The sequence below is a fragment of the Kribbia dieselivorans NBRC 106261 genome, from assembly GCF_001552435.1.
Lineage (GTDB): Bacteria > Actinomycetota > Actinomycetes > Actinomycetales > Dermatophilaceae > Kribbia > Kribbia dieselivorans.
In genome coordinates this window covers 1-21,096 of sequence record NZ_BCRE01000024.1, presented here as the reverse complement: position 1 = coordinate 21,096, position 21,096 = coordinate 1, and the positions used below count along the sequence as shown (strand labels likewise).

The following is a 21,096-nucleotide window of genomic DNA, read 5'->3' as shown; positions in this document are numbered from 1 at the left end:
GTTCGACCTTCAGCCGACGTCGCGGCGCGTGTAGCGCCACCACCCGGCGAGCGCCAGCGCCAGCGCGATGGCCGACATGACCGCCATGCTGGTCCACCCCGCCTCACCACCGGGCAGGTGCGGGCTGTGCGCGAAGGGCGAGAAGTCGATGATCCACTGCGGCAGACGCAAGGCCGCACCCATCCACGAGAGCACCGCGACCAGTGCGTAGTACGCCCAGACGAACGGTGCCAGGTCCGAATGGATCCCCATGGCGAGGGCCGCCACGCCGACGACGACCAGCAACGCCGGCGCCTGAGCCAAGCTGGCCAGGAGCAGGGTCGACAGCCACGACCAGTCGCCATCGATCATGCTCGCCGAGGCCCCGATCGACGCTCCGAAAACCACGAGGAGGACGAGCGTTCCCAAGGCCGCAGGGATGAGGTGAGCCAGGAAGAATCGTGTGCGGCTGGCGGCGGTGGACAGCAGGAGCTCGGCGTGGCCGGCCTCCTCGGCGCTGTGCAGGCGGAGCACCGTGGTGAGACCGAATGCCGCGGCCACGAGCCCGACCATCGTCAGCATGACCGAGAAGTAGAGATTCACGAGTGAGTCAAGCTGGCCACCGGCCATTTGTGTGACGAGGTCGCGGATGGTCGGGTCGCTGAGCATGTCGTCCACCGACGTGCGCAGGGTGCCCAGTCCGATGCCGAGGATGGCGAAGGCGATCGACCACCCAAGCAGGGAGGGGCGAAGGGAGCGCCACAGCAACCCGAACGGGCCGGCGAGACCCGCGTTGGCCCGAGGTGGACCAGGGGTGGGTTGGATCAGACCGGAGCCGTGATCGCGACGGGCCTGGAGGATGTACGCCGTGGTGATGAGCACCGCTCCGACCGTGAGCGAGATCGCGAACGGCCAGAGGCGATTGGCCCCATAGACGGACAACTTATCGCTCCACCCGAAGGGGGTCAGCCACAACAGCCAGCTTAATGACGTGCTGAGCGAACCGATGGCACGCACGAGGAAGGCCACGCCCAGGAGAGCGAGGGAGATGCCACCAGCCCCCCGCGACGTCTCCGAGACCTGACCCGCAACCGCTCCGACGCCGGCCCACACCAATCCGGGGCCGAGCCAGTACAGCGCGAACGCGATCGTGCCGGTGCCGGCCGGCACGCCACCCCACAGGATTGCGGCCACACCCATCACCGTCGTGAGCAGCACCGCTCCGAGGGCCACGGTCAGCGCGGCCGTCAGCGGGGCGAGACGGCCCATCACCGTGGCGCCGAGCAACTCCAGCCGTCCGGCCTCCTCGTCGGTGCGGGTATGCCGGCGCACCAGACCGTAGGCCAGGACGGCGCAGGCCAGCGCACCCAGCGTGCTGATCTCGAAGGTGGCGATGGTGTCGAGCGTCGCCGGTGTGGGGAGGTGGCCGTAGATGGCGCGCGTGGCGGGGTTCGCGTAGGTGGCGACGAGTCCCTCCATGGCCGTACCCGAGGGGTAGAGGTCGTAGACGGCCTTCGCGCTGAACCCGGCTACGACCGCGGCCGCCACCGCCACCAGGGGGATCACGACGCGGTCGCGGCGCAGCGCCAGGCGAATGAGGTGGCCGGTGCTGGTCAGGGAACTCATCGGGATTCGCTGCCCGCGCTCTCGTAGATCCCCATGAAGAGGTCCTCGAGGGAGGGCGGTGAGGCGGTCAGGGCGGTGATGTTCGCGGCAGCGAGAAGGCGCATGACGTCGTCGATGGCGTCCGGGTCCGCGCGCAGGCTGACGTGCGTGCCGTCGGTGACGAGGTCGTGCACGCCGGGCATCGTCTCCAGCCCGACGGCGACGGTGTCGGTTTGGGCCTCGATGTGGGTGCGCGAGAGGTGGCGCAGGTCGGTGAGCGACCCGGTGCGCACGGCGCGTCCGTCCCTGATGATCGTGATCCGTTTGCAGAGGTGTTCGATCTCGCTGAGGATGTGGCTGCTCAACAGCACCGTCCGGCCGTCATCCGCGGTGGACTCCGCCACCACGTCGCGGAACGTGGCCTCCATGAGTGGGTCGAGGCCGGCCGTGGGCTCGTCGAGGAGGAGCAGCGGGACGTCACTGGCCAGGGCGGCCACGAGCGCGACCTTCTGACGGTTGCCCTTGGAGTACGTGCGGGCCTTCTTGGTCGGGTCGAGGTCGAATCGCTCGATGAGGTCCGCGCGTTTTGACTCGACCAGGCCGCCGCGCATCCGACCGAGCAGATCGATGACCTCACCGCCGGTGAGGTTGGGCCAGAGGGAGACATCTCCGGGGACATACGCCAGTTGTCGGTGCAGACGTTCGGCGTCGGTCCACGGGTCGCCGTCGAGCAGGCGCATCTCGCCCGAGTCCTTGCGCAGCAGGCCGAGCAACAGGCGGAGCGTCGTGGACTTGCCGGAGCCGTTGGGCCCCAGGAAGCCGTGGACCTCGCCGTGTTCGACGCTGAGGTCCAGGCCGTTGAGTGCGTGCGTGTGCCCGAAGGACTTGTGTAGTCCGCGGATGTCGATTGCGGTGCTCACGGATTCGACCCTACTCGGGGGATGTCACCCGGAAGACCGGGATCTGGTAGGCGATGGGCTCGAAGTCGGCCAGCGGCGCTTCCTTGTCCACGGGGATGTGCGGGCGGCCGCCCGGCGCTCGCCGCAGGAAGGCCTTGATGATCGGTGCCCGCTGCGACGATGGCACTTCCACGAGGTGCACCGGGCGGCGCCGACCGCTGATGAGCACCGCGTGCCCGTCGGCGGCCCGGACGTTCTTGACCCACTGGGCCCGCTCGCCGAGCATGGCCACGAGGTAGAACTCACCGTCCACCCGGACCGGCATCAAGGGAAAGGTGACGGGGTCGCCGGAGGTGCGGCCGCGCACCTCCAGTCGGGTCACGACGCCGCGGGTGACACCGGAAGCGCCGATCTTCGACCACAGACCGTTGAGGACCCGGGCGACGGCGTTCGGCCCGGCGCCGCGATACATCCACCGGGCCATGTCGTCTGACAGCAGCATGTCTCCACTCTTGCCCAAACGCCGCCACCCCGCACGTGGTTGACGCAGTCCGGGGTCGGTCACGCCTCGCTGATCACCTTGTCCTTGCGAAGGACGGCAAGTGCGTCGTCGTCGTAGCCGATCTCACGAAGTACCTCCGCGTTGTCGGCGCCGCGGGTCCTTGGGCCGAAGTTGACCTGACCGGGGGTGGCGCTGAGCTTGACGGGGATCCCGACGCCGCGGTAACCGGGAGCCTTCACAACCATGTTGCGGTGATGCACCTGTGGCATGTCGAGGGCTTCTCCCACGGTGTTCACGGAACCGGCTGGCACACCGGCTGCGCGCAAGGCCGCCGAAAGATCGTCGCGAAGCCACGTCTTTGTCAGCGCGCCGAGTCGAGCGCGGAGTTCGGGTGAGTTGTTGAGTCGATCCTCGTTGCGCGCAAACCGTTCGTCGTCGCCGATCTCCGGGGCCCCCAGGACCTCGGTGAGCGCACGGAATTGCCGGTCGTTGCCCGCTCCGATGAAGAAGGGACCGTCGGCGCACTGGAAGGTCTCGTACGGGGCGATCGTCGGGTGAGCCACTCCCGTGCGCTCGGGGGTGACGCCCGTGGCGAACCACTTCCCGGCGTGAGGGATGAGGATCGACATGGCGTTGTCGAGAAGGGCCAGGTCGACCAACTGCCCCTGGCCACTGCGAGCCCGAGCCTGCAAGGCGAGCAGGATCCCGTTCATCGCGTTGAGTCCGGTGATGACGTCCACGATAGGAATCCCGATGCGCATGTCCGGCCCGTGAGCCTCGCCGTTGATGCTCATCAGCCCCGAAAGCGCCTGCAGCACAGCGTCATACCCCGGTGCTCCGCCGAGTGGTCCGTCGACGCCGTATCCCGTGATGCGGCAGTGGATCAGCTGCGGGAACTCCTCGCGGATGACGTCATCGCTCAGACCCCACCGGGCCAACGTGCCTGCCTTGAAGTTCTCCAGGAGCACATCGGCGTCCGCGAGCATCCTCCTGAGCAGCGTCTGACCGGTCTCCGTCCGCAGGTCGACGGAGATGTTCCGCTTGTTTCGATTGAGCTGGTCGAAGTATGCCGCGTGGTCCTCCCGAACGAACGGCGGTCCCCACCAACGCGTCTCGTCACCGTTCGGTGGTTCCACCTTGACGACGTCGGCCCCGTGGTCGGCGAGCATCTGACCGCACAGCGGGCCGGCCAGCACACGAGAGAGGTCGATGACCCGAAGCCCCGTCAGGGCTCCCTCGGTGGTGTCGGAATTGTCGTTGTTCATGGTCGTCCTTTCTTGACGCCCGGTCGGATGAGCCGGGTCGGGGTGAATCACCGTGAACCGGTGGGGCGGTGTTGGAGGGCTGGGACCGCATGGCGACGAAGGGCCAGCGTTGAGGTGGCACCCGCGGCAGCGCTGAGGAGGGAGACCAGCCAGAACGCGCCGGCCGGGCCGGTGATCGTCGCCAGCGCTCCGGCGGCGAGGGGAATCCCGACCTGGGCTGCACGCGTGCCGGCCAGGCGAAGGGACAGGGCGGTGGCGCGAGCATGGCTGGGGGCGACCGCCGTCACCCAGGTCATGGTCACGGGTTGGTTCATTCCCCAGAAGAACCCGAGAGTGGCGAGCGCAATGGCCAGGGTCCAAGCATTCGGTGTCAGGGCGACCACGGCGCACGCCGGTGCGGCCACGATGGGAGCGATGATCAGGACGCTGCGCTGGGTCCACCGCGCCAGCACGAGGGGCATGGCCGCCCGGGCCAGCATCGAGAAGGCGGACCGCACGGTGATCAGGATCGACACCACCATGGGACCCAGTCCAACGCGCTCGCCGACGACCGGAAGGTACGCGGCGATGATGTCGAAGCCGGTGATGGCCACGAGTGCGGAGAAGAGTGCGGCCGGCATCCCGGGGCGGGCCAGTAGCCGGAGCGCATCGGAAGAGCTGGCCATCTGCCGGCGGGCAACATCGGTTCGCGTCGAGCGGACGGAGATGACGAACGGGATGGCTGCTACGAGGGTCGCCGCCAAGCACAGGAGTGTTGGGGAGGTGTCCACGACGCCACGGAGGCCGCCCGTGGACTGCTGAAGGGCCAACCCCGCCAACGGTGTGGCGATGGTCTGTCCGATCGACACCGCCAGGGTGAAGGCTGCAAAGCCGTGGACGTGCCGATGTGGGGGAGTCAACTCCATGATCAGCCCCTGAAAGCCGATCATGGTCATGATCTGGCCCAATCCCAGTGCGGTGTTCACGACCGCCAGGGCCCACACCGCTGACGTCGCAGCCAATCCGGCCGACGCTGTGGCGCTGACCGCGATACCCGCGAGCAGCATGCCGCGACCTCCACGAGCATCGACCCAGCCGCCGATCCGCAGGGCGAACAGCATGGGGAGCAGCGAGAAGGTTGCCGCGACGACGCCGACGGAGGTGGCATCGCCTCCGAGCGCCAGAACCCGATAGGACACCGCAATGCGCGCGGCGTCGTACACGCCATTGACGAGCACGGCGGCGACGAAAATTCGGAACAGGGGATTCATGAGGCGGCTAGGATCCGGCGATCCGGAAAGTTTGGGTCGGCCACCCCACGGCACCGATATAGGTAGCGGAGTACGGATATATGTATTCAGCTGTATCATGTGCCTCATGACACCTGCTGATCCTGACGTCCGCGGCGCCAAGCCACGTCCTCGACATCGCATGGTCGATCGGGTGGCAGCGATTCTGGAGATGGTAGCGAGGGCACCTGAGGGCTTGACATTGACCGAGATCTCCACCGAACTCGGCGCTCCCGTCAGTTCCACGCACGGTCTCGTGAATGGTCTGGCGGCAACGGGCTACCTGGAAGAGCGCAACCGGGTGTATCGCTTGGGTGCGGCCCCCTACCTCCTCAATGTCATTGCCGGCAGACCGCCGGTGACGAAGGTCAGTCACGATCAGCTCCTTGGGGTGCACGCAGAGACGGGGTTGACAACGGCGTTGTCGGCGATGGTGGGGGACTCCTTGTTCTACGTGGACCACGTCTCCTCGGACCCGGTGTATGCCTATCTCGGTGAGAACCGATTGCGCCGCTCGCTGCTGCGCACTTCTGCGGGTTGGGTGCTGCTGGCGGACAAGGAGAACCGGGACATCTGGACACTCCTCAACGGTCTGCCTGAGGATGATTCCCCTCGCGTCGAGGCCTTCCTCGGTCAACTGGAGGAGATTCGCCGCACGGGGATCTGTGCGTCCCCCCGAGCTGCCCGCGACGGAGGTGACGGCATCTCGGTTGCCCTTCGCGAGGATGGAATGACGATCGCCACGGTGGGTGTCATCGGCGATGCCACGACCATTGCGCCCAGGCGTGACGAGTTGGTCGAGATCCTCGTGCGGCACGCCACGGAGTGGGGTCTGCGCTAGCCGACCGGTCCATCCGAGCCGGGTGCGGTCTCGGGACGGGCCGGTCGGCCAGCGGCGGTCGTCCACGGTGGATCACATGGACTCGGGGATGAAGAGCACGATCTGGGGGAAGAGCAGGAACACCACCGCCAGCAGCAGGATGGACACCACATAGGGGAAGGCCCCAACGAAGACGTCATGCAGTGGCAACTTCGCCGACCGGGAGACCACGAAGACGTTCAGGCCCATGGGTGGTGTCACCATGCCAACCTCGGCCAGCATGACCACAAAGACGCCGAACCAGATCGGGTCGTACCCGAGGGATTCCACGAGGGGCAACACGACCGGCACGGTCAGGGCAATGATCGCAATCTGGTCCATGAAGAACCCGAGCACGACGTAGACCGCGGCCACGCACAGCATGATCACCAGGCCGGGAACTGCCAAATCGCCGACCCAGGCGACCAGTTTGGGAGTGACTCGAGTCTCCGTGAGGAAGTGCCCGAACACGTGGGCACCCACGATCATGGCGAAGATCATCGCGGTTGACTGAACGGTCTCGACGACGGCGTGGGTGAGCCCGGATGCACTGACGCGCCGCTTGATGGCCACGAGGACGAAGGCGGCCAGGCAGCCCAACGCAGCAGCTTCGGTGGGGGTGGCAATACCGGCGTAGATCGAACCGACCACCATGATGAACACGATCAGAAGTGGTGCGGCCTCGACGACGGCCTGTCGCTTCTCCGTCCAGGTTGAGCTCTGGCCGGCCGGTGCTGCATCCGGGTTGCGCAGCAGCCCGGCGTACATCGTCGCGATGATGACGATCGCGATGAGGATGCCCGGGAAGAATCCCGAGACGAGCTGCGTGCCCACGCTGACCTCGGCCGTGATGGCGTAGAACACCAAGATGATCGACGGCGGGATCATGGCGGCCAAGGTGCCGACCACCGCGACGAGGCCGCCTGCCGTTCGGGTCGAGTAACCCTCACGGATCATCTGAACCGTTGACGTCTGGGCCAGGGTGGCGGCGGACGCCGTGGAGGAGCCCGAGACCGCTGCGAAGGCGGTGCCAGCCGCGACGGAGGCGGAGGCCGTGCCTCCCCGGACCTGGCCGACGAGCGCGCGGGCCGCGTCGAACAGCGAGTCCAGGTACCCAGACAGCAGGATCAACTGGGCCATCAGAATGAAGAGGGGCACGGCCGAGAGCGAGTAGCTCATGACGGCCGTGGCCGGTGCGGTTTGCATCACACCGTCGAGGGTCGGCGTTCCGGCGACCAACCACAGACCGAGGGCGCCCGCCGTGAGAACGGCGAAGGAGACGGGTACTCGCAGCAGGATGAGAACGAGCAACAGCAGGATGATGAGCAGCGCGATCATGATTCGGCTCCGGGGCGGTTGTGGGCGAAGGGGTCGCCGTCTGCGTTCGGGTCACCGGGTTCGTAGTCGGTTGACGGCGCCGACCACGGCGAGGTGAGCTCGCGGACGGCGTCGATGGCGACGACGATGGCACCAAGGGTTGCCGCGACGGGAATGATGGACTTCCACCACCACGTCGGCCAGGGCAGTTCGGCCATGCCGGGCGGTGGGGCCTCGTGAATGCTCAGGGAGAAGGCCGCCGCACGACCTCCTCCGAAGACGAGCAGGAGAAGACCTGCCAGCACGATCAGGTGGACGCAGAGCAGGATTGCCTTCCGGACGGGGCCGGGGAAGGCGTTGAACACCGTGGCGACGGCGATGTGGGCCCCGGCCCGGTACGCGGTCACGGTGCCGAAGAACGCGATTGCGACCATGAGGTACTGCTCGACGAAGCCGACGTTCCAACCAAGGGGGTGGTTGAACAGGGTTCGGGTCACGACCTCCGCGACGGTCAAGATGACGATCAGGACCACGGCCAGTCCGGCGATGGAGGCGCAGATCGCGGAGATGCCGTTCTGGATCCGGTCGAGTCGCGGGTGGTCCTTGGTCTCGTAGCCAAAGAGCGTTCGGCGAGCGGTGCCGTGGCGATAGGGATCGTGGACGACCTCGGTGTCGGTCACTTCTGGGCCTCCTTCAGTGCGGCCTCGAACTCGGCAAGGACCTGCTGGGCTGGATGTCCGCTGGCTTCCAGATCGCGAACCCACTTCTCGCGGACCGGTGCTGCGACGGCCTCCCACTGGGGGCGGGTGGCGGAATCGACGGGGACGAACTTCACGCCCGCGTCCCGCATGGCTTGCCGCGAGGTCTCCAGGGAGGTGTTGATCTCCTTGCACGCGGCACCCTGTGCGCGGTCGGCGGCCTTCGCCAGCACCGCTCGCTGATCATCGTCGAGCGCTTCCCAGAGCTTCTGGGATGTGGAGTAGGTGACGGTGAATGAACCCAGACGCGCGCCGAGGGTCGAGAAGTTCATGACCTCTTCAAGCTTGTACGGCGTGATGCTGATGGGGCTTGCGAGAGTCCCCTGGACGGTGCCGCGGGAGACGGCTTCGTACAGATCTCCGATCGGCATCGATACGCCCGCCGCTCCGAGTTCATCGACGACTCGGTCTGCCGCGCCGCCCGTGGAACGCAGGATGGTCCCCTCGACGTCCTTGGGGCTGGAGACGCTGAAGTCGGAACCCAGCACCTCGTATGCGGGGATGTAGGCGACCCACAACGGCCGGATGTCATTCGGTCGCAGTTCCTTCTCGAAGAGGGTGGTCCCTTCGGACATGATCGTGCGCATGGCGGTGGCTCCGACACAGGAGTCCTCGGTGAAACCCGGCAGGTCTCCCACATTGGCAGCGGGCAACTGGGTTCCGACGTAGGCGGGAGACACGGCCGCGATCTGTGCGACGCCCGTGCGCAGCAGCGCCGGCATGTCCCGCTGCTTGCCCAGTTGACCACTGGCGAAGTACTCGATCTCGAGACCGGCCTCCGGGCCCTGCTTCTGGAGAGTCTCGAGGAAGACCTTGGTGCCGCTGCGGCCGATCGGGTGAGTCGCCGAGAAGCTGTCTCCAATCTTGATGGTGACGTGGTCACCGTTGCCGGTGGCCGCGGTGGCTCCGCCTGCGCAGGCGCCGAGGAGGCCGATGAGTGAGAAGGAAGCGAGCACGCCGCCGACGGTTCGAAGCCTGGGTCGGCGGGCGAAACCTCGTTGTCGTCGCCTGGGTTCCATGATCATCCTTAGTTAGGGAACGGTTTCCGTATATACGGAACGATCGGTGGGACTTTAGGCGGACCAGGGCGCCCACGTCAAGGTCCTTCCACGCTCTGGTCCAGCGGGGCGGTAACGTCGGAACACCATGACGACCGTGCCCTTCCCTGCGCAGACCACCGACCGGTCTCCCGTGCTGCAGACCGTTGATGCGCTGCTGCCGGAGTTGCTCGAGTTTCGGCGCGATCTACACGCCCACCCCGAGCTGTCCTGGCAGGAGAGTCGGACCTCCACCCGGATCCGGGAGCGACTCGCAGCGGCCGGGGTGCCGGCGCGCAGCCTCGAGGACGTCGGACTGCCGACCGCCGTGGTGGCCGACTTCGGCCCGGCGTCACCGCGACGGCGGTTGTTGCTGCGCGCGGACATCGATGCCTTGCCGGTCAAGGAGCGCACCGGGCTGGACTGGGCCTCCACGGTCGACGGGGTGTGTCACGCGTGCGGGCACGACGTGCATGCCGCAGCGCTATTGGGGGCAACGCTGGCGCTTTATGAGCACCGGGCCGCGTTGGATGACAGCGACACCGCGGTGCGCGTGCTGTTCCAGCCGGCCGAGGAGGTCATGCCGGGCGGAGCCATCGCGGTGCGCGACGCCGGCGTGCTGGCAGGGGTTGATGGCGCCATGGCCCTGCACGTCGATCCGACCGTGCCCGTCGGGGCGATCGGCCTGCGTGAGGGGCCGGTCACCGCGGCCGCGGACAAGGTGACCGTGCGGCTGACCGGCCGTGGCGGGCACAGTTCACGCCCCCACCTCACCGAGGACGTGACGTTCGCCTTGGCGAAGGTGCTCACCGAGGTGCCCGCGGTGCTCTCCCGGCGGGTGGACCCGCGGGCGGTGGCCTCCGTCGTGTGGGGTCGGGTGCGTGCGGGGGACGCGCCGAACGTCATCCCGGCGCACGGCGAGGTGGCCGGGACCCTGCGGATCCTCGACACCGAGGTGTGGGACCGGCTCGGTGAGGTCTTCGAGCAGGTCGTCGAACAGGTGGCGGCGCCCTATGCGGTGCGGGTCAAGGTCGACCATGTTCGCGGAGTTCCCCCGGTGGTGAACGCGCCGTCCGCGGTGGCCGTCGTCGGGCGGGCGGCGATGGCCGCGGGCCTGGAGATCGAGCCGACACACCAGTCGCTCGGTGGGGAGGACTTCGGCTGGCTTCTCCGCGAGGTGCCGGGGGCGCTGGTGCGGTTGGGTACGCAGTCGCCGAGTGGGCGCGTCTATGACCTGCACCAGGGTGACCTCATCGTCGATGAGGGCGCCATCGGAGCAGGTGCGCGGCTGCTGGCCTGCGTGCCCCTGGCGTGAGCGCGGCAAATCACTCCCGCGGAAGAAGGCCTTCTTGGTAGGCCCAAGTGAAGACGCTCTCACCGGAGTCGAACGGTAGATACATGCCCGTGTCCAAGAGGTCGTCAACGACGCGAATCGTATGATCCCGGTTGTATCCCGGCAGGGTCAGATGGGCCTCGATGACGAGCCACAGGGTGTCGTGCCACTGCACTTTGTGGACCTCGGCCTGGGTGATTGCCTCGCGGTCATCCATGAGGGCGGTGTAACCGCGATGCTTGGCGCAGGCGATGACCGCGCACTCCCCGAGGTGCTGCTCGGGGCCTCCCGCCAGCGCAGCTTTGACGGCGAGTTGGGTCCAGACCTCGTCCTCGGTGAGAACGGTGACTTGGGCCCATGCCGTGGAACTGGGATCCGGAATATTGGGGTGGCGGTCTCTTCCATTCTCGATCTCGACGCGAACGTCATCAGGGACGAGCACCACACCGCCGGGGGCCAGACGCTCAAGAATCTCGACGTGGCCGGCGCGGCAGAGGTGAGTGTAGACGCTGGTGTCCGTGACCCAGGTACGCGCGTCAGGCATCCGATGTCGCTGTCGGGTGGCCTTGGAACGAACTGCGGTAGGCATCCATCGAGGGTGGCGCCAGAGCAGGGAGGTCGTCCGCGTCGAGGACACCGCGCAGGAGCTCCAGCACCCTGGCCTCGCTGAGTTTCGACGAGGTGTAGCCGGTCAGACAGGCGGCGATGAAAGCCGGAGAAAGATAGGGGGCATTGATCTCGTCGTTCCACGACAATCCGAGTCGCAGGTAGTCACCTGCGCGCGGGTGGTACGCGGCGAGGCGCTCGCGTTCGTCATGCGAGATGAGCTCGACATTGCGCAGCTGCGAGATGGTCGCCGTCCAACTCAAACGGAATACGGCGCCGACGGCCAAGGCACGATCGTGTATCGGCCATTCGCGGTGATCTCTCCACACGGCGCTGACGCCGGCCCGCGGTGCAAGAAAGTGAATGGCGAACGAGTTGATCATCCGTTCGCTGCCCAATGATGCCTGCGCATCGTAGGCATCGCCGAACAGCCAATGCCCCAGTTCGTGCGCCAACGTCATTCGGCGGCGACCGGAGCCGGCGGCACCATTGATCACTGCGGCTCCGGCGCGGCCACTGGATGCAGACTCCACTTCCACGCACGCGCCATCAGGACCCGTTTCCCCGAAATTCGCTGCGAACGTGTACAGCCCCAAGAGCTCGCACGTTCGTCCCAGATCAGTGATCGGTCCCGAGCCCAGGCCAGTTCGATCGCGCACGCTCGTGGCGACGACTTCGGCCTCGTGATGCGTCCTCGGAACGCGTAGACCGTGGTCGCGGTCACTGGGTGGCACCAGGCCGAGGTCGACCAGACCGCGAAGGTCTGCCGCGAACTGGTCGACCTCCACGTCCAATGCCTTGGTGGAATCGTGCGTCGCGTGCGGAGCGGATCGACGGCTGACCGCGGCCGGTACCGGAGCCTCGACGAAGTATGACAACGGTCGACCGAGGACCTGAGAGATCTGAACCAGTTCCGGCACCCGCAGGTTGCGCTCGCCCTTCTCGAGGTGAACGATGGCCGTTCGTTCGAGTCCCACCGCGCGCGCGACGCTCTCCTGCGTCATGCCGGCAACGTCACGTGCCTCCGCGAGTCGCTGACCGAGCACCACCTTGTCCATGTGTGGGATTTTTGCACATCTACTCAACCTTGCACAGGGGAGTGGCAAAGAATCCCGGCATGACAGGGTGGTGAACCGTGGCGAACTGACGCCCACCCTGACCACGAGCGCACGAGAAACGAGACTGGACGTGACCGCTGACGCACCCCAACCGCGCTCCGCCGTGGACTGGCCCACCCTGACCGCCGCCGCGATCGAGGCGATGCACTCCGCCTATGCGCCGTACTCCGATTACCCCGTCGGCGCGGCCGGGCTGGCCGACGACGGCCGCATCGTCACCGGCTGCAACGTCGAGAACGCCTCGTACCCGGTCGGGCTCTGCGCCGAATGCGGCATGGTCTCCGACCTCATCCGCAGCGGCGGTGGACGCCTGACCGCGGTGACCTGCGTCGACCGGGCGGGCACGACGATCCTCCCGTGTGGCCGCTGCCGCCAACTGCTCTGGGAACACGGCGGCCCGGACTGCCTTGTCCTCACCCCGCAGGGCCCGATGACGATGACCGCCCTGCTGCCGCTCGCGTTCGGCCCCGAGCACCTCGACCCGAACCACCCCGCCCGCGGCACAATCACCCCATGAGCGAGACCTTCGACGCCGTCGACGTCATCCGCACCAAACGCGACCGCGGCGCCCTGTCCGACGCGCAGATTGACTGGGTCATCGACGCGTACACCCGCGGCAGCGTCGCCGAGGAACAGATGGCCGCCCTGGCGATGGCGATCCTGCTCAATGGCATGACCCGCCGCGAGATCGCCCGCTGGACCGACGCGATGATCCGCAGCGGGCGCCGCCTCGACCTCACCGGCCTGACCCGCCCCACTGCCGACAAGCACTCCACCGGCGGCGTCGGCGACAAGATCACCCTGCCGCTGACCCCGCTCGTGGCCTCCTTCGGCGTCGCGGTGCCACAACTTTCCGGCCGCGGCCTGGGCCACACCGGCGGCACGCTCGACAAGCTCGAATCGATCCCGGGTTGGCGCGCTGAGCTGACCACCGCCGAGCTCCGCCGTCAACTCGACGATGTCGGAGCGGCGATCTGCGCGGCCGGTGACGACCTCGCCCCCGCCGACAAGAAGCTCTACGCACTGCGCGACGTCACCGGCACCGTCGAGTCGATCCCGCTGATCGCGTCGTCGATCATGAGCAAGAAGATCGCCGAGGGCACGTCCGCGCTCGTGCTCGACGTCAAGGTCGGCTCCGGCGCGTTCATGGCCACCCGCGCCGAGGCCACCGAACTCGCGCGCACCATGGTCGATCTGGGCACCGACGCCGGCGTGACGACCGTCGCCCTGCTCACCGACATGGACACCCCGCTCGGGCGCACCGTCGGCAACGCGCTCGAGGTCCGCGAAGCGCTCGAGGTGCTCGCCGGCGGCGGACCCACCGACGTCGTCGACCTCACCTGCGCCCTCGCCGACGAGATGCTCACCGCGGCCGGGCGCGACGGCCACGAGGTGCGCGCGGCCCTGTCCGACGGCCGCGCCATGGACCGCTGGCGCGCCATGATCACGGCCCAACACGGTGATCCGGACGCGCCCCTGCCCACCGCCCGCGTGACCCACACGATCACCGCTACGGAGCGCGGTGTGCTCCAGACCCTCGACGCGCGCGCCGTCGGTGTCGCGGCCTGGCGCCTCGGCGCCGGACGCGCCCGCAAGGAGGACGCGGTCCACCCCGCGGCCGGCATCGAACTGCACGCCAAACCCGGCGACCCCGTCACGGTCGGAGCGCCGTTGTTGACCCTGCACACCGACGAACCGCAGCGTTTCGAGCGGGCCCTGGCCGCACTCGACTCCGCCTGGCGTATCGGCCCGGACGCCTCCACGCCGCGCCCGCTGATCATCGACCGGATCGCGTGATGACCGCCGCGCCCACGCGCGACCTGATTCACCGCGCTCCGAAGGTGTTGTTGCACGACCACCTCGACGGAGGACTGCGCCCCACCACCGTCTTCGACCTCGCCGCCGCGGCCGGTCACCGCCTGCCCGTCGACGGCCGGGCGCGCACCCCAATGGGACTGGCGCTGTGGTTTCGCGACAGCGCCGACTCCGGGTCGCTGCCGCGCTACCTCGAGACGTTCGAGCACACGGTCGCGGTGATGCAGACCGCCGACGGGCTGCACCGGGTGGCCCGTGAATGCGTGCTCGACCTCGCCGACGACGGTGTCATCTACGCCGAGGTGCGATACGCGCCCGAGCTGCACCTGACCGGCGGGCTGACCCTGCCCGAGATCATCGAGACGGTCAACGCCGGGTTCCGGGCGGGGGAGGACGAGGCCGCGGCGTTGGGGCAGCGCATCCGGGTACGCACGATCCTCACCGCGATGCGGCACGCCGACCACGCCCGCCAGATCGCCGAACTCGCCGTGCAGTACCGCGATGACGAGGTCGCCGGCTTCGACATCGCCGGCGCCGAGGCCGGGCATCGCCCCAGCCGCCACCTCGCCGCGTTCGAGTACCTGCGCCGCGAGAACGCGCACTTCGTCATCCACGCCGGCGAGGCATACGGGCTGCCGAGCATCTGGGAGGCGATCCAACTCTGCGGCTGCGACCGGCTCGGCCACGGCGTGCGCATCGTCGACGACCTGACCTTCGACGGCGCTCCGGTCATGACTCGCCTCGACGACGCCCTGGCGGAGCCGAGTCGGGTCGAGTTCGGGCGTCTGGCCGCCTATGTGCGTGATCGGCGCATTCCGCTGGAGATGTGCCCGCACTCGAACGTCCAGACCGGCGCCGCGGAATCCATTGCGACACACCCGATCACGCTGCTCAAGGCGCTGCGGTTCCGGGTGACCCTCAACACCGACAACCGGCTGATGAGCGCGACGTCCATGACCCAGGAGATGGGCGCGCTCGTGCGCGAATGCGGGTGGACCATGGCCGACCTGCAATGGGTGACGATCAACGCGATGAAGTCGGCGTTCCTGCCGTTCGATGAGCGATTGGCGCTCATCGATCACGTCATCAAACCCGGGTACGCCGCGCTGGGCGCCTGAGGAGCGTCGTGCGGCTCAGTACGCCGGTTGGGGCGCGTCGGTGTCGCCGAGCTGCTTGTCGGAGCGTCGCACCGGCATGACCAGTCGACCCTCTGCCGCGCGTCGCGACGCCTCGTGCAGGATCGCCAGTGAACTCGACGTTCCGATGCGGGTGGCGCCGACAGCGACCATGTCGAGCAGGGTGTCGAGGTCGCGCACCCCGCCGGACGCCTTGACGCCGACCCACTCCGGCACTGATTCGCGCATCAACGCCACGTCATGACGGGTGGCCCCGCCCCCGGCGAACCCGGTCGAGGTCTTGACGAACGCCGCTCCGGAATCGGCTGCGGCGCGACAACCGGCGATGATCATGTCGTTGTCGAGGTAGGCCGTCTCGAGGATGACCTTGACCGGCACGTGCAGGCGCGAGGCCGCGTCGACGACCGCGGTGATGTCGTCACGGACGGCGGTGTCCTCACCGCCGCGCAGCCACCCGATGTTGACGACCATGTCGATCTCGGTGGCGCCGTCGGCCAGGGCCTGCTCGGCCTCGGCGACCTTGGCCTGGGTCGAGTCGTAACCGTGGGGGAAGCCGATGACCGTGGTGACCTTCGTCGGCCAACCGTGTGAGGTGACCAGGGGGATGTCACAGGGACGGACGCACACGCTCCACACCTGCGTCGGTCGGAGGGTGTTGATCTCGACGAGCACCTCGGCGGAGGTGAGGTCGGGCTTGAGGATGGCGTGATCGATGAGGTCCGCGACGCTCTGTGCGGTCAACGCAGACCCCGGAGCAAAGAGTGGATCAGGAGTCATAAGGCAAACCTAACCTAGTGCGGCATTGAATGGGGGTTACGGCTCACCGGACATTTATGCGCGCGACGTAGGCTAGGGCAATGGATATCCCCGACCCGTCCACACAGTGGGACGCACCCGTGGTGACGTTTCGGCAATGGGGGAGTGTGGTCGGGGGGATCATTGCCGTGCTGTTCGCGCTGGGATTTGCTGTGTATCTCCTCATCTACGGAGAAATCGGCGTTGCGGGTACCGCACTTCTCGTGGCGCTGGCGTGTCTGGCCTGGCTGACACTGGCCTGGCCGCGACTGACGGTGCATCTGGGCGGGGTGCGGATCCACAATCCGCTGCGCACCGTGTCGGTGCCGTGGAACCGCTACGACGGGACGGCGTCGAAGTGGACGCTGCAGGTCTGGTCGGAGCACGGGACGCACGAGGCCTTCGGGATCGCCGCCAAGATCGATCGTCGTGCCGCGGTCGAGGGCTCCGGCACCGGCGACCCGGTGCTCGGGCGGACCCGGCTGTTCGGCCCGGCAGGGGAGTACGTCGCGCCGCCGGCGGAGCGGCCCCGCCCGCGCGTGACGCCCGGTGAGGTGGGCAAGATCCTTGAGCAGGCCAAGGCGGAGTGGGTGGAGGCCGTCGTCGAAGGTGAGCTACCGCCCTCCGAGGCGCCGACCGTCGTGACGTGGAACTGGCTCAATGTCGCGATCGCCGCCCTCGGGCTCGTGGCCGTGATCGTGTGGCTCGTCGGGACGTTCGTCAGCTGAGCGAGGTCAACGGCTCGACCGCGTTCCGGAGCGCCGTGAGCCTGGCTCCCGCACGCGCCCGCGCCGCGGCGAGGTCGGCACGTCCGGTGGGCGGTTCGATCACCTCGAGGTAGACCTTCAGCTTCGGCTCCGTCCCCGACGGCCGGACGACGATCCGCGATCCGTCGGCGAGGAACCAGCGCAACCCCTCGGTCGGCGGCAGCCCGTCGACCCCCACCGACAGGTCATCGTGCCGCGCCACCGGCACGCCCGCGATCTGCGTCAGCGCCGCCGCCCCCAGCCGCTCCAGGATCTGATCGATCATCGACAGGTCCGCCACCCGCACCGCGTACGCATCGGTCAGGTGCACCCCGAGCTGCGCGTGCAGGTCGTCGAGGATGTCGAGCAGCCCGCGCCCCTCCGCCTTGAGGATCGCCGCGATCTCGGCCGCGAGCAGCGCCGCGGTGATGCCGTCCTTGTCGGCGACGTGGCCCGGGTCGACGCAGTACCCGAGCGCCTCCTCGTAGCCGTAGCGCAGCCCGGGCGCGCGGGAGATCCACTTGAACCCGGTCAACGTCTCGACGTGACGCACCCCGACCTGCGCGCACATCGCGGCGAGCAGGCGTGACGAGACGATCGTCGAGGCGAAGCACTCGTCCGGGGCAACCCCGCGCACGATGATCCGCGACGCGAGGATCGCACCGATCTCGTCACCGCGCAGCACCCGCCAGCCGCCACCGTCGGGCACGGCCAGCGCGCACCGGTCGGCGTCGGGGTCGTTGGCGACGACGAGGTCCGCGCCGACGCGGGCCGCCGTCGCCAGCGAGAGGTCGAGCGCACCGGGCTCCTCGGGGTTGGGGAACGCCACGGTCGGGAAATCCGGATCCGGCTGCCGCTGCTCGGCCACGGCCACGACGTCGGTGAACCCGGCCCGCGCGAACGCCTCGCCCATGACCGTGTCACCGACCCCGTGCAGCGCCGTGTGGACGATCCGCACGTCCCGCGCGGTGCCGGGTTCGACGACCGCGGCGGCCGCGTCGAGGTAGGCCTGCGTGACCTCACCGTCGAGGGTGTTCCAGCCGTCGTCGGCGCGGCGCACGGACTTCACGCTCGCCACGAGATCGATGTGCTCGCCGATCTCGGAGTCGGTCGGTGGCGCGATCTGGCGACCGTCACCGAGATAGACCTTGTACCCGTTGTCGCTGGCCGGGTTGTGGCTGGCGGTGACCATGACCCCGGCATCGGCGCCGAGATGCCGGATCGCGAAGGCCAACACGGGCGTGGGCAACGGCTCCCCGAGGACCATCGCGTGCCCGCCGAACGCGGTCGTCACGGCGGCGGTGTCGCGGGCGAACTCATCGGAGCAATGCCGCGCGTCGAACCCGACGACCACCGCTGCGTCGCCGCCGTCGACCCGTTCGAGCAGATATCCGAGCAGCCCGGCCGCGGCGCGCAGCACGACGGCGCGGTTCATGCGGTTCGGGCCGGCGCCCATGCGACCACGCAACCCCGCCGTGCCGAACCCGAGCATGCCGGAGAAGCGATCGGCCAGGTCGTCGGCGGCACCCTCGTCACCGGCGCGCACGGACGTGATGACGGAGCGCAGTTCGTCGCGGGTGGTGGGGTCCGGATCGTCGTCGATCCACCACTGCGCGACGTTGACGAGCTCGTCGAGACCCTCGGGGGATGACTGGGCGTCGCCGGCGACGTGGCGGCCGCGGTAGTCCGCCGGGTGCGGAGTCACGCCCGGTCACCTGCGGCGATCGCGGTGACGATGGCGCTGAGCAGGTTCCCGCAGCGTTGCGCCGCAGCCTGGCCGGTCGCGATGACCTCGTCATGCGCGAGCGGAGCGCCGTGCCCGGCCGCCGCGTTCGTCACCAGTGAGATGCCGAGCACCTCCAGCCCAACGTGGCGCGCCGCGATCGCCTCGAGGGCCGTCGACATGCCCACCAGGTCGGCGCCGAGCACCCTGGCCATGCGCACCTCCGCCGGGGTTTCGTACTGCGGGCCGGGGAACTGGGCGTAAACCCCCTCCTCGAGGGTGGGGTCGATGCCGCGGGCCAGCGCCCGCAGGCGCGGGGACCACGCGTCGGTGAGGTCGACGAACGCCGGGCCGACCAGCGGGGTCGCGCCGGTGAGGTTGAGATGATCGGCGATGAGCACCGGTGTGCCCGGGGCCCACTGCGGCCGCAGCGACCCGCAGCCGTTGGTGAGCACGACGCTGGTGCAGCCGGCCGCCGCGGCGGTGCGCACCGTGTGGGCGACCGCGGCCGGGCCGCGCCCCTCGTAGAGGTGCGTGCGCGTGCCGAAGACGAGGGCACGACGCTCCGGATCGCCGGCGATGGCCACCGAACGGATATGGCCGTCGTGACCGTCGACCGCGGCGGGGGCGAAGCCCGGGACGTCACCGTTCGGGATCGCCGCGCGCACCTCGCCCATCAGGTCGGCGGCCTCGCGCCACCCCGACCCCAGGACGACGGCGATGTCGTGGGAAGCGGCATTCGACGCTCCGGCAATGACCTTCGCGGCCTGCTGTGCGATCTCGAGCGGATCGGTGGTCGAGTCGGCCCATGGATCGGCGAGACGTGTCACGGGGTCGAGCGTACCCAGAGGCCCGGTCAGTGGTTGGATGTAGGGCGTGAATGCGCGAGCGACTTCAGTGGTCATTCTTGGTGGCGGGCCAGGCGGGTACGAGGCCGGGCTGGTGGCCGCGCGACTCGGTGCCCAGGTGACCATCGTCGACCGCGACGGCCTCGGCGGCGCGGCGGTGTTGACCGACTGCGTGCCGTCCAAGGCGCTCATCGCCACGGCCGACTACATGTCCGAGTTCGAGACCGCCGCCGACCTCGGTCTGCACCTCGAGGACGCCGCCGGGGAGGACGTCACCGACGCCTCGGCCAACCTCGCCGAGATCAACGCGCGCGTCATGGGCCTGGCCGGGCAGCAGAGCGAGGACATCACCCACCGTCTCGAGGCCGACGGGGTGCGGATCATCCGCGGCAGCGGCCGGCTGGTCAGCCCGACGCGGGTCGTCGCGATCTCCTCCGATGGTGAGGAGGAGGTGCTCGACACCGACGTCGTGCTCGTGGCCACCGGGGCGACGCCGCGGGTCATGCCGACGATGGAACCCGACGGCGAGCGGATCCTGACGTGGCAGCAGATCTACGACCTCAAGTCCCTGCCCGAACACCTCATCGTCGTCGGATCGGGTGTCACGGGTGCGGAGCTGGCGCAGGGGTTCCTCGGGCTGGGGGCGAAGGTCACGCTCGTGTCGTCGCGCGAGCGCGTGTTGCCCGCCGAGGATCAGGACGCCGCCGAGGTGATCGAGAACGTGTTCCGCGCTCGGGGCATGACGGTGCTCGGGCGCTCGCGCGCGGCCGGAGCGCGGAACACCGGCGACGGCGTCATCGTCAAGCTCGAGGACGGGCGCGAGATCGAGGGCAGTCACGTGCTCGTCGCGGTCGGTGCGGTGCCGCAGACGCGTGGGATCGGGCTCGAGGACATCGGCGTGGACCTGCTCGAGTCGGGGCACATCGTTGTGGACAAGGTCTCGCGCACGTCGGTGCGGGGAGTGTACGCCGCCGGTGACTGCACCGGGGTGTTCGCGCTCGCGTCGGTGTCGGCGATGCAGGGTCGGATCGCGATGTCGCACGCGTTGGGCGATGCCGTCGCGCCGCTGCGGTTGGGCGCGGTGAGCGCGAACGTGTTCACCGACCCGGAGATCGCCACGGTCGGGCTGCAGCAGAAGGACGCCGAGGGGGTCACGACCATCGACCAGGTGATGATGCCGCTGGCGATGAACCCGCGCGCCAAGATGCTCGGGATCTCCGAGGGGTTCGTCAAGATGTTCTGCAGCAAGGGCTCCGGGATCGTGCTCGGTGGGGTCATCGTCGCCCCGCGCGCGTCGGAACTGATCTTCCCCATCGCGCTGGCCGTGCAGAATCGGCTCAGTGTCGATCAGGTCGCCGACACGTTCACCGTGTATCCGTCGCTCAGCGGGACCGTCGCCGAGGCGGCGCGCCGGTTGCATCAGATCGCCGAGTAACGCCAACCACCTTCGCCGAGTGACACCCCCGTCGAGTGACACCCCGACCCCC

At 68.6% G+C, this 21,096-nt stretch carries 20 protein-coding genes; 7 read left to right on the top strand and 13 right to left on the bottom strand.

The genetic code is table 11. From position 1 onward, the window contains the following. Positions 1-9 precede the first annotated feature (9 nt). Genes KD1_RS02330 through KD1_RS02310 form a run of 5 tightly spaced genes read right to left on the bottom strand, consistent with a single transcriptional unit; the run spans position 10 to position 5,500 of the window. Entirely contained in the window at positions 10-1,605 is a 1,596-nt protein-coding gene (locus KD1_RS02330) for an ABC transporter permease (protein WP_068396947.1), read from the bottom strand. Continuing rightward, positions 1,602-2,504: an ABC transporter ATP-binding protein gene (locus KD1_RS02325; RefSeq protein ID WP_174521086.1), complete on the bottom strand. Its 903-nt coding sequence runs from the start codon at positions 2,502-2,504 to the stop codon at positions 1,602-1,604. The genes KD1_RS02330 and KD1_RS02325 overlap by 4 nt, the downstream gene beginning before the upstream one ends. Before the next feature lie 10 nt (positions 2,505-2,514). Next, complete coding sequence (locus KD1_RS02320) at positions 2,515-2,985, bottom strand: nitroreductase/quinone reductase family protein (RefSeq protein ID WP_217995776.1); 471 nt, start codon at positions 2,983-2,985, stop codon at positions 2,515-2,517. Positions 2,986-3,044: 59 nt separating this feature from the next. After that, a complete protein-coding gene (locus KD1_RS02315) occupies positions 3,045-4,250 on the bottom strand; it encodes a CaiB/BaiF CoA transferase family protein (RefSeq protein ID WP_068396944.1) in 1,206 nt (401 codons plus the stop codon). Positions 4,251-4,297: 47 nt separating this feature from the next. Further along, complete coding sequence (locus KD1_RS02310; protein WP_068396941.1) at positions 4,298-5,500, bottom strand: MFS transporter; 1,203 nt, start codon at positions 5,498-5,500, stop codon at positions 4,298-4,300. A gap of 97 nt (positions 5,501-5,597) precedes the next feature. Here KD1_RS02310 and KD1_RS02305 point away from each other — a divergent pair, with 97 nt between their 5' ends. Beyond that, positions 5,598-6,359: an IclR family transcriptional regulator gene (locus KD1_RS02305; RefSeq protein WP_306307002.1), complete on the top strand. Its 762-nt coding sequence runs from the start codon at positions 5,598-5,600 to the stop codon at positions 6,357-6,359. Between the two features lie 72 nt (positions 6,360-6,431). Here KD1_RS02305 and KD1_RS02300 read toward each other — a convergent pair whose 3' ends face one another. From KD1_RS02300 to KD1_RS02290, 3 genes are read right to left on the bottom strand one after another with little or no spacing between them, the layout of a single operon-like run. Beyond that, positions 6,432-7,715 carry a TRAP transporter large permease gene (locus KD1_RS02300; RefSeq protein WP_068396939.1) on the bottom strand — a complete coding sequence of 428 codons (1,284 nt, stop codon included), beginning with the start codon at positions 7,713-7,715 and terminating at the stop codon, positions 6,432-6,434. Beyond that, positions 7,712-8,374 carry a TRAP transporter small permease gene (locus KD1_RS02295; protein ID WP_068396936.1) on the bottom strand — a complete coding sequence of 221 codons (663 nt, stop codon included), beginning with the start codon at positions 8,372-8,374 and terminating at the stop codon, positions 7,712-7,714. The genes KD1_RS02300 and KD1_RS02295 overlap by 4 nt, the downstream gene beginning before the upstream one ends. After that, entirely contained in the window at positions 8,371-9,408 is a 1,038-nt protein-coding gene (locus KD1_RS02290) for a TRAP transporter substrate-binding protein (protein ID WP_068396933.1), read from the bottom strand. The genes KD1_RS02295 and KD1_RS02290 overlap by 4 nt, the downstream gene beginning before the upstream one ends. Positions 9,409-9,598: 190 nt before the next feature. Between KD1_RS02290 and KD1_RS02285 the strand changes: the two genes are divergently transcribed. Beyond that, positions 9,599-10,804, top strand: a complete 1,206-nt coding sequence (locus KD1_RS02285) for an amidohydrolase (protein WP_083541946.1) — start codon at positions 9,599-9,601, stop codon at positions 10,802-10,804. A gap of 10 nt (positions 10,805-10,814) precedes the next feature. On the opposite strand, the gene KD1_RS02280 is transcribed toward KD1_RS02285, so the two are convergent. Together KD1_RS02280 and KD1_RS02275 are read right to left on the bottom strand one after the other, a co-directional pair. After that, the gene (locus KD1_RS02280) at positions 10,815-11,366 is read right to left on the bottom strand and encodes a PIN domain-containing protein (RefSeq protein WP_068396930.1); all 552 of its coding nucleotides are present in this window, start codon (positions 11,364-11,366) and stop codon (positions 10,815-10,817) included. Continuing rightward, positions 11,359-12,486: an XRE family transcriptional regulator gene (locus KD1_RS02275; RefSeq protein WP_068396926.1), complete on the bottom strand. Its 1,128-nt coding sequence runs from the start codon at positions 12,484-12,486 to the stop codon at positions 11,359-11,361. Before KD1_RS02275 ends, KD1_RS02280 begins: the two co-directional genes overlap by 8 nt. A gap of 130 nt (positions 12,487-12,616) precedes the next feature. Here KD1_RS02275 and KD1_RS16100 point away from each other — a divergent pair, with 130 nt between their 5' ends. From KD1_RS16100 to KD1_RS02260, 3 genes are read left to right on the top strand one after another with little or no spacing between them, the layout of a single operon-like run. Continuing rightward, the gene (locus KD1_RS16100; RefSeq protein ID WP_245627241.1) at positions 12,617-13,063 is read left to right on the top strand and encodes a cytidine deaminase; all 447 of its coding nucleotides are present in this window, start codon (positions 12,617-12,619) and stop codon (positions 13,061-13,063) included. Then, positions 13,060-14,343, top strand: coding sequence for a thymidine phosphorylase (locus KD1_RS02265; protein ID WP_068396923.1), 1,284 nt, complete (start codon positions 13,060-13,062; stop codon positions 14,341-14,343). The genes KD1_RS16100 and KD1_RS02265 overlap by 4 nt, the downstream gene beginning before the upstream one ends. Next, positions 14,343-15,479, top strand: a complete 1,137-nt coding sequence (locus KD1_RS02260; protein ID WP_068396920.1) for an adenosine deaminase — start codon at positions 14,343-14,345, stop codon at positions 15,477-15,479. Before KD1_RS02265 ends, KD1_RS02260 begins: the two co-directional genes overlap by 1 nt. A 15-nt stretch (positions 15,480-15,494) precedes the next feature. Here the strand turns inward: KD1_RS02260 and deoC are convergent, their stop codons facing one another. Beyond that, the gene (deoC, locus tag KD1_RS02255; protein ID WP_068396917.1) at positions 15,495-16,274 is read right to left on the bottom strand and encodes a deoxyribose-phosphate aldolase; all 780 of its coding nucleotides are present in this window, start codon (positions 16,272-16,274) and stop codon (positions 15,495-15,497) included. Positions 16,275-16,354: 80 nt separating this feature from the next. Here deoC and KD1_RS02250 point away from each other — a divergent pair, with 80 nt between their 5' ends. Beyond that, positions 16,355-17,020, top strand: a complete 666-nt coding sequence (locus tag KD1_RS02250) for a hypothetical protein (protein ID WP_157073115.1) — start codon at positions 16,355-16,357, stop codon at positions 17,018-17,020. Here the strand turns inward: KD1_RS02250 and KD1_RS02245 are convergent. Both KD1_RS02245 and KD1_RS02240 read right to left on the bottom strand, forming a co-directional pair. Next, entirely contained in the window at positions 17,013-18,743 is a 1,731-nt protein-coding gene (locus tag KD1_RS02245) for a phospho-sugar mutase (RefSeq protein ID WP_083541942.1), read from the bottom strand. The genes KD1_RS02250 and KD1_RS02245 overlap by 8 nt on opposite strands. Continuing rightward, positions 18,740-19,591, bottom strand: coding sequence for a purine-nucleoside phosphorylase (locus KD1_RS02240; protein ID WP_068396911.1), 852 nt, complete (start codon positions 19,589-19,591; stop codon positions 18,740-18,742). Before KD1_RS02240 ends, KD1_RS02245 begins: the two co-directional genes overlap by 4 nt. Positions 19,592-19,637: 46 nt before the next feature. Between KD1_RS02240 and KD1_RS02235 the strand changes: the two genes are divergently transcribed. Continuing rightward, entirely contained in the window at positions 19,638-21,044 is a 1,407-nt protein-coding gene (locus KD1_RS02235) for an NAD(P)H-quinone dehydrogenase (protein WP_068396908.1), read from the top strand. Positions 21,045-21,096: the final 52 nt, after the last annotated feature.